The 2,083-nt window shown below is 74.4% G+C and carries 2 protein-coding genes; one reads left to right on the plus strand and one right to left on the minus strand.

The window, feature by feature from the left end; genetic code table 11:
• Positions 1-91 precede the first annotated feature (91 nt).
• Positions 92-1,294: an alpha/beta hydrolase family protein gene (locus ACIQOV_RS38865; RefSeq protein WP_401055543.1), complete on the plus strand. Its 1,203-nt coding sequence runs from the start codon at positions 92-94 to the stop codon at positions 1,292-1,294.
• Positions 1,295-1,403: 109 nt separating this feature from the next.
• Here the strand turns inward: ACIQOV_RS38865 and ACIQOV_RS38870 are convergent, their stop codons facing one another.
• On the minus strand, positions 1,404-1,949 hold the full coding sequence (locus ACIQOV_RS38870; protein WP_401055544.1) for a winged helix-turn-helix transcriptional regulator: 546 nt from the start codon (positions 1,947-1,949) through the stop codon (positions 1,404-1,406).
• Between the last annotated feature and the right edge of the window lie 134 nt (positions 1,950-2,083).

Consider the following 2,083-nt stretch of genomic DNA (forward strand, 5'->3'; position numbering starts at 1 on the left):
CCCTAAGGGGCGCCGGCAGCCCTTCCCGGAAGGGATCAGTACGCCGCTGAGCGGACGTCAGTTCCCTTGCCCGCGACCTACCGTCGCTGGCATGAGCCGACTCCGTACGACCGCCGCCGCGGCGGCCCTGCTGCTCGCACTTCCGCTGTCCGTCGCCGCCGCCGCGCCGGCCCTGGCCGCGCCGCCCGTCAACTCCGGCACCGCAGCCGCCGACACTGCCGCCGGCCCGGCCGACCGGGCCGCCGCCCGGATCGAACTCCCCCGCCCGACCGGGCCGTACGCGGTCGGGCAGGAGGTCCTGCACCTGGTGGACCGGAACCGTCCGGACCCGTGGGTGCCCGCCTCCGGTCCGCGTCAGCTGATGGTCTCGATGTACTACCCCGCGCAGGCCGGGACGGGCACCCCCGCCCCGTACATGACGCCCGCGGCCGCCCGGGCACTGCTGGACGGAAAGGTCGCGGGCAACACCATTCCGACCGAGGCGGTGTCCGGAACCCGGACGTGGTCGGAGTCCGGGGCGCGCCCGCAGGGCGGCCACTACCCGCTGGTGGTCCTGTCGCCCGGCTTCACCATGCCGCGCGCCACGCTCAGCGGCCTCGCCGAGGACCTGACCAGCCACGGCTACGTCGTCGCGGTGATCGACCACACCTACGAGAACACCGGGACCACCTTCCCCGACGGGCGGACGCTCCCCTGCGCGGCGTGCGGCACGGTCGTCGGCGACGAAGCCGCGGCACGCCTGGAGGCGGGCCGGGCGAAGGACGTCTCCTTCGTCATCGACCGGCTGACCGACCGCCCGCACCCGGCCTGGCGCTACGCCCGGCTGATCGACCGCGACCGGATCGGCATGGCCGGGCACTCCGCCGGTGGCGCCTCCACCGTCCCCGCCCTGCTCACCGACGACCGGATCCGGGCCGGGGTGAACATGGACGGCACCATGCACTACCTGGTGCCCGAGTCCGGCCTCGGCGGCAAGCCGTTCATGATGATCGGCCACCCGCTGTCCGACGGCACCGAGGACCCGTCCTGGGTCACGAGCTGGGGCCGGCTGGACGGCTGGAAGCGCCTGCTGACCGTCGACGGCTCCGACCACGGCAGCTTCACCGACCTCCCGGTCTTCATCGAGGGACTCGGCCTCCCCAAGGGCCCGTACACCACCCTCGGGAGCGGGCGCGCCCTCGCGCTCACCCGGCAGTACGTCGGGGCCTTCTTCGACCTCCAGCTGAAGGGCGTCCCGCAACCGCTGCTCGACGGGCCGAGCGCCGCCAACCCGGAGGTGCGCTTCACCCCCTGAGGGCTGTCCCCGGTCGCCGCTCCCGGGTGACAGCGGTCCCGGGCGGGGCCGTCGGCACGACGCCGGCGGCCCCGTCGGCGTGCGGCCCCGTCGGCGTGCGGGCCGGCGGTCAGCCGGTCGGGGGCGCCGCCGAGGCGATCGGTTCGAGCAGCGGGTGGGGGCGGACCAGGGCGCGGGAAACCGGGTCCTCCCGGTGGGAGCCGGCGCGGGCGGGGTTGGGGCGCATGACGACCGCGGTCGGCGGGACGGGCCCGCCGCCGCAGGCGGGACAGACGCCCGCTAGGTCGAGGTCGGTGCCGCAGTCGGCGTGCGCGAAGAGGTGGTACGAGCCGCCGTCGGTGGCGTGCCGGCCACCCCAGCGGCTCAGCTGGTAGAGCGGGCCCCAGAGTTCGAGGCCGGTCCCGGTGAGCAGGTAGCCGTGGCGCAGCGGCGCCCGCTGGTACGGCTCCTTGCGCAGCACCCCGGCCGCGACCAGGGCGTTGAGGCGCGAGGTGAGGACGGCGCGCGGGATGCCGAGGTGGGCGAGGAAGTCGTTGAAACGCTGCACCCCGTAGAACGCGTCGCGCACGATCAGCAGGCTCCAGCGCTCGCCGACCACCTCCAGGGCGCGGGCCAGTGCGCACTCCTGCAGTTCGTAGTCGGTTCCCAGGGCCATGGGCGTCAGCCTAGTCCACCCCCCTTGAGGGTTCAATGAACAGACTGACGGTGGTAGCGTGCCGCCCGAGATGAAGGTTCATTCACCAGACCAAAGGGTCCGGCCCCCGGAGGGAACGCCCATGTCCCCCGCAC

This window comes from Kitasatospora sp. NPDC091257 (assembly GCF_044757675.1).
Classification (GTDB): domain Bacteria; phylum Actinomycetota; class Actinomycetes; order Streptomycetales; family Streptomycetaceae; genus Kitasatospora; species Kitasatospora lactacystinica.

Coding starts and splice junctions, on each gene's coding strand:
- ACIQOV_RS38865 (WP_401055543.1), top strand. CDS start 92: ATGAGCCGACTCCGTACGACCGCCGCCGCGGCGGCCCTGCTGCTCGCA.
- ACIQOV_RS38870 (WP_401055544.1), bottom strand. CDS start 1,949: ATGGCCCTGGGAACCGACTACGAACTGCAGGAGTGCGCACTGGCCCGC.